The 5,617-nt window shown below is 40.4% G+C and carries 7 protein-coding genes; 6 read left to right on the top strand and 1 reads right to left on the bottom strand.

The window, feature by feature from the left end; genetic code table 11:
• Positions 1-137 precede the first annotated feature (137 nt).
• Positions 138-956 (top strand): DUF4393 domain-containing protein, encoded by an 819-nt coding sequence (locus DXC04_RS05895; protein ID WP_158580451.1) that lies wholly within the window; start codon positions 138-140, stop codon positions 954-956.
• Between the two features lie 150 nt (positions 957-1,106).
• Here the strand turns inward: DXC04_RS05895 and DXC04_RS05890 are convergent, their stop codons facing one another.
• Positions 1,107-1,310, bottom strand: coding sequence for a hypothetical protein (locus DXC04_RS05890; protein WP_118660382.1), 204 nt, complete (start codon positions 1,308-1,310; stop codon positions 1,107-1,109).
• Between the two features lie 390 nt (positions 1,311-1,700).
• On the opposite strand from DXC04_RS05890, the gene DXC04_RS05885 reads away from it, so the two are divergent.
• The 5 genes from DXC04_RS05885 (at position 1,701) to DXC04_RS05870 (ending at position 5,577) form a co-directional block, all read left to right on the top strand.
• On the top strand, positions 1,701-2,009 hold the full coding sequence (locus tag DXC04_RS05885) for a helix-turn-helix domain-containing protein (RefSeq protein WP_118660380.1): 309 nt from the start codon (positions 1,701-1,703) through the stop codon (positions 2,007-2,009).
• A 9-nt stretch (positions 2,010-2,018) separates the two neighbouring features.
• On the top strand, positions 2,019-2,396 hold the full coding sequence (locus DXC04_RS15515; protein WP_158580449.1) for a PBECR3 domain-containing polyvalent protein: 378 nt from the start codon (positions 2,019-2,021) through the stop codon (positions 2,394-2,396).
• Positions 2,397-2,599: 203 nt separating this feature from the next.
• Complete coding sequence (locus DXC04_RS05880) at positions 2,600-3,064, top strand: ImmA/IrrE family metallo-endopeptidase (RefSeq protein ID WP_118660378.1); 465 nt, start codon at positions 2,600-2,602, stop codon at positions 3,062-3,064.
• A 59-nt stretch (positions 3,065-3,123) separates the two neighbouring features.
• A complete protein-coding gene (locus DXC04_RS05875; protein ID WP_118660376.1) occupies positions 3,124-3,816 on the top strand; it encodes a DUF4177 domain-containing protein in 693 nt (230 codons plus the stop codon).
• Positions 3,817-4,014: 198 nt separating this feature from the next.
• The gene (locus DXC04_RS05870; RefSeq protein ID WP_118660374.1) at positions 4,015-5,577 is read left to right on the top strand and encodes a recombinase family protein; all 1,563 of its coding nucleotides are present in this window, start codon (positions 4,015-4,017) and stop codon (positions 5,575-5,577) included.
• The last annotated feature ends 40 nt before the right edge of the window (positions 5,578-5,617 follow it).

Here is a 5,617-nt window from a genome sequence, read left to right as displayed (position 1 = left end):
GCAGCCATTGTTGTTCATTGTTTCTACAATCATCTTCCTGCCCTCCTGTGTTCTTATTTCATGTTATGTGGTACAGTTTGTACTTGTTGCGGTTCTCTGGTATAATTTTCCTATCAAATGATGAAAGGAATGATTTCATGTCCGAGAATACTACGAATAATATAGCTTTAATCAACCTTCCTGATATGCCTGAATCCGCTGATAACGCTGTTAAAAATCTAACCGACGCTCCTACTCAGAATATAGGAAAAACCTTTGCTGATATTTGGTATCTCGTCTTTGGCGGAATCAGTCAAAAAGCTGAAAAGAAGCGTCTGCAATATGCGCACGACCTTGAAAAATTTCGCGAACAATTAGACCAATCCATCGACGAAATCCCAGATGATAAAAAGCTGGAGCCATCCCTACAAACAACTGCACAGGCTTTGGAAAACTCAAAGTACTGCGTTTCATCGGAAATCCTAAGAGAGATGTTTACAAAACTTATCAGTGGATCTATGAACTCTGATACCGCTTCTTTGGCACATCCTTCGTTCCCAGAAATATTGAAGCAATTAAGTCCATCTGACGCCTTGTTGTTACAGGATCTTTTTCTTTCCAGTCAGAGCTCTTTTCCAGTTGCTTCAATGGGTGTTAAAATTAGAGGTAATAGTTATCAAATTCTATATGACAATGTTTTTATTCCTCCGAGCATATCGCTCGAAAGAGAGCAAATTTCTCTTTCGCTTGACTCATTGAAACGAGCAAATTTGATTTCTATTAACTACAACAAACAAATTTCCGGTGATAACTTTTATAATTCTTTAAAAAGAACGCCTGAATATTCAAATGTTAGTGAGTTCGCCATAGATTATTCCGTTGATCATCCTAACTCCACTTCTTATTTCAAGAAAGGACTTATACAGCTAACTTCTTTAGGCAAAACTTTTTGTTCTATTTGTATAGGAAAGCATTGACGAACTCTCTGGTCTTTTCACACATTTCATCTACATAGCCATCTACTATTTTAAAATAGTGGGTGGCTAGTATTTTTGTAATTAATGCCGAAGTTATTACTGAACAACCTATACAAATTATTATCACTAGCACACTTCTCACCTCACTTCCTACTGTGATTCTGTTTCATCTGTTGCGAACAGATAATCAAATTTCACCTTGAATATCTTGCACATTTTCTTCGCTTCGAGCGCAGTGAATTTCCCGGTTTTTTTCTTATTCTCGTAAGATACTCTTGAAATTCCAACCATATCTGCCATTCGCTGGTTTGTGTAAGAATGTCTTGCCTGCTCAGCATCTAAATTTTTAAACAATTCTTCTTCGCTCCCTTCTGCTATAATATTGATGCGGACTGCAAATCGCCTCTATGAAAGGAGGTGATAGTATAAAACGAATCGTGCACTCGAGGGTATTAGCCAGCAAGTGGATGAGTCTCGGGTATAAGATAGTCGCACTGTCTTATACTGGCTGTTTCGGAGAAACTCCGTTAGCATTCCACCTTGAAAAGGAACTTTAGTGTTCCAGTAACTGTCAACCTTGCTCCAATGCAGTCCGCATTTTAAAATTTGCATTTCGCAAACTTTAATTATACTATAATTGCCTATTGCAAACTTGTCAATAGTTTTCTTTTCATTTTGCAAACTTTTTTATTGACACTTTTTCAATACGCAACTATAATCTTAATTAACAGGAGGTACTAAAATATGGGTGAGCACTTCAATGAAAATTTAAAAGAAGCAAGACTGAAATCTGGGCTATCTCAGAAAGATCTTTCAGAAAATATAGGTGTTGCAAAATCAACATATTCTCTATATGAAAGTGGAAAACGCGAACCAAATGTAGATACGATTAAAAAAATAGCGTCTGCATTAAATGTTTCTGCCGATATGTTACTCGGACTTGAAGCTGAGCCAACCACTCTCGCCGCCCACTTTGACGGAGAAGAATATACAGAAGATGAAATGGACGAAATTCGCCAGTTTGCTGAATTTGTAAAAAATAGGAATAAATAAGAGGTACATATGAGCGATAAAATATTCCCAGTTGCACCGTTTAATAAATTAATAAACGAGTATTTATCCTATGACTTTGAGTATGATTATATCTATCAGTCTTCTGGATTAGAGAAACATATACTGAAAAGGCATCCTGAATGTGCAGAATACTTGCAGTATCTTTCGTTTATCATTAACAAACCAGACTACATAGGCATTAATCCTAACGAACTTGGCGCAAGCTTTGAATTAGTAAAGATTTTCGATAAAAATATACAAATCGGCATTAAACTAGATGTAAAAGATGACTATCTGTATGTTGCTACACTCCATTCAATCACAAATGGAAAATTACAGCATGGCATAGAGAACGGTCGATTGAAAAAATTTGACAAACATGAATAATTTGTCTATAATAACAATACAATAAAACGAATTGCAAAGGTCGGAAAGGCTCCCGACACACTCGCAAGAGTACCTGAGATGATGGATACGCCGCCCATCTTGTAATTCAACTGGTTTTTAGGTGTTGTCATTATGGCAACACCTTTTTTAGTATCCTAATTATTGGACAGCTCATCAGATATACTTGAGTGGGAGGTGCTTATATGAATACATATGAGAAACTGCAAGATGAAGCCTGCGAGGACGGTATAGATGTTATAGACTATACATTTCACAGTGACCGCATTAAAGGGCTGTACTCTAAGGGCACTGTAGCAATTAGAAAAGATATGAATACAACCGAGAAAGCCTGCGTGCTCGCAGAGGAACTCGGACACTACTATACTACTGTCGGGAATATCCTTGATATGAACGTCCCAGCAAACCGCAAACAGGAACGTCAGGCTCGTTTGCATGGATATAACCGCCTGATCGGGCTGATCGGACTGGCGGATGCTTACGAGCATGGATGCCAAAATAGATATGAGATTGCGGAATATTTGGAAATAACAGAAGAATACCTTGAGGATTGCATTGAATGTTATCGGGGCAAATACGGAATATGCACGGCTGTAGATAACTATATAATCTACTTCATTCCACATCTTGCGGTCATTGAACTGATATAGTAAGAACTAACTGAAACACGATACAAATCATAAATTTAAAAATAAGGAGGAAATGAACTATGGCTAATTGTTCTATTTGTGGGAAAAGTTGCGGCTTGATGAGCGGCGGAAAAGAACCGTATACTGGACATAATTTATTAGTGTGTAATGAATGCGGAGCCCTGCTCAAGCAACTAGATTCAACCACAAAACTATTAAATAATGACGAGTTTGATTCTGTAAAATCTGCCATTGAAACCGCGATTCTCAAAGCAACACCACAAAACAGAGAAATTGTAAGCAGTTTGGTTAAGAGTTCCGAAGAAACTTTTAAAAAGAAGCTTGCTGAAAAGGAAGAGGCTGATTTCAAAAACACAAATGCATCCAGCCATTCTGTAAATAAAGATAGGATTTGTCCTGTTTGTAAAAAAGTAATTGCCGCTCATGAATTTAAATGTTCCAACTGCGGTTATTCGTTGGAAGAAGTTTTTCTAACGAAGGAACAAAAAAATTCTATACTGGCATCTAAGCAAGCGCAAATCTTAAAAAATGCGTTTTACGAATACAAGGTTGAAATTGTATCGGATTCTGGCGTTTTGGGAAAGACAAGTAAAACGGAACTTGAAGACACTATTATGAGCTATGCGTTGAATGGATGGAGATTATGCTCTGTCACGACAAATGAGATCGGGAAAAATGCTGTGCTGGGTATTAATACAACACTCAATAATACCATTCTTATTTTTGAACGCTGCATAAAATCAGCTGAATAAAGAAAAAACCGCTCCTGCGTCAACAGGAACGGCTTTTCATAGGCAATACCGAAGATGGTATCAACCAAACTTTTGACCTACATATTGTATCATCTTCGAACAGCTATCGCAAGCAGAACGCTAGTTCTCTGCTGGCTGTTATTTTTGTACCCATTTTTGTGCGACGTCGCACATATATACTAAGGAAAGGTGATACATATGCAATATGAAGAATATCTTATCTATCTCCGGAAGTCCCGAAGTGATGCTTCTCTGGAAGCTATGGGCGTGGATGTCCTGGAACGGCATGAGCAGATCTTACTTGATCTTGCCAAACGAATGAACTTATCCATTGGCGGGATCTACCGTGAAGTCGTTTCCGGAGAGTCTATATCCGCGCGTCCGGAAATGCAGAAGCTTTTATCTGAAGTTGAATCCGGACGTTGGGAAGGTGTACTCGTAATGGAAGTGGAACGTCTGGCGAGAGGTGATACTGTCGATCAGGGAATTGTTCAAAGAGCTTTCCAATATTCCGGAACGAAGATCATCACTCCAACAAAGACCTATAATCCAAATAATGAATTTGACGAAGAATACTTTGAGTTCGGACTCTTCATGAGCCGGAGGGAATACAAGACAATCCGCCGCCGGATGCGCGCCGGTGTGACTGCTGCCGTGAAGGAAGGAAAATGGCCGTTCAATCAGGCACCCTACGGCTGGCAGCGCGTGAAGCTCGAACGTGGGCGTGGATGGGTTCTCGCTCCGGATCCAGACGAAGCTCCGGTCGTGAAACTTATCTTCCGGCTCTATACCGGTCCCGATCGCATCGGAATTACCCACATCTGCAGATATCTGGACAACCGGGGAATCAAGCCAAGGAACGGAGATACCTGGCTGGAATGCAGCGTCATGGGAATCTTAAGGAACATTGTCAATGATCAGCGAGTCGGCATTGGGCGAAGAAAGGTTGTAAAGCAAGTCCAGAATGGCTCCGTCAGCAAAGTACGTCCTCACAGTGATTATGATTTTACTGCTCCGGGGCTGCAGCCACGATTGATTGATCATGATGTATTTCTGGAAGCGCAGGAGTATCTCGCCAGGAACTCTCACAAGTTGCCGGAGTCTTACGGCATAAAGAATCCTCTTGCCGGGATTCTGGTCTGCTCCTGCTGCGGAAAGAAAATGCAGAGAAGACCGGCTTCCAGGGACGGCTCTTCCGGAAGATGTCCGTATGACGTTTTAATGTGTAACACCAGAGGCTGTCCCACCATCGGCTCAACGCTTGAGCTGGTAGAGCGTGAACTCATACAGGCACTATCCGACTGGGTAGCTGGCTACCAGTTAGATCCGACTCTGGAAGTTGAGAACAAAGTTCCGGAAAAAGAACAGCTTCTCTCTTCCGCTGTCAGCAACCACGATTTATTACTAAAACAAAATGGAAACTTATACGATCTGTTGGAACAGGGAGTCTACACCACCGAGATCTTTCTGGAACGTTCCCACGAATTACAGAAACGTATCAAAGAATCGGAAGAACACATAGAAATTCTAAAAAAAGATCTGAAATATGAAAAAGAGAAAATAGCAAACATAGAGAACTTCATCCCTTCCTGCAAGGAACTTCTCTCCTGCTACTGGGACTTATCCGTCCAGGACCGGAACAAAGCTCTGAAAATGCTCCTGGAAAGTGTCGAATACACGAAAACGAAGCGAAATCGTAAGGGAGATAAGGATAATCCTACTTTTACACTGAATTTAAAGCCCCGAATCCCGCGTATTTAGGGGCTTTTTCATTAGCGACAACATTTATGGGCGCAAGAAC

The organism is Dorea sp. OM07-5, from assembly GCF_003481355.1.
GTDB lineage: Bacteria > Bacillota > Clostridia > Lachnospirales > Lachnospiraceae > Dorea_D > Dorea_D hominis.
This window is presented reverse-complemented; position numbering and strand designations above follow the sequence as displayed.

What these genes read in the sequence shown, in the direction of transcription:
- DXC04_RS05895 (WP_158580451.1), top strand. Translation starts at nt 138, where the DNA reads ATGTCCGAGAATACTACGAATAATATAGCTTTAATCAACCTTCCTGAT.
- DXC04_RS05885 (WP_118660380.1), top strand. Translation starts at nt 1,701, where the DNA reads ATGGGTGAGCACTTCAATGAAAATTTAAAAGAAGCAAGACTGAAATCT.
- DXC04_RS15515 (WP_158580449.1), top strand. Translation starts at nt 2,019, where the DNA reads ATGAGCGATAAAATATTCCCAGTTGCACCGTTTAATAAATTAATAAAC.
- DXC04_RS05880 (WP_118660378.1), top strand. Translation starts at nt 2,600, where the DNA reads ATGAATACATATGAGAAACTGCAAGATGAAGCCTGCGAGGACGGTATA.
- DXC04_RS05875 (WP_118660376.1), top strand. Translation starts at nt 3,124, where the DNA reads ATGGCTAATTGTTCTATTTGTGGGAAAAGTTGCGGCTTGATGAGCGGC.
- DXC04_RS05870 (WP_118660374.1), top strand. Translation starts at nt 4,015, where the DNA reads ATGCAATATGAAGAATATCTTATCTATCTCCGGAAGTCCCGAAGTGAT.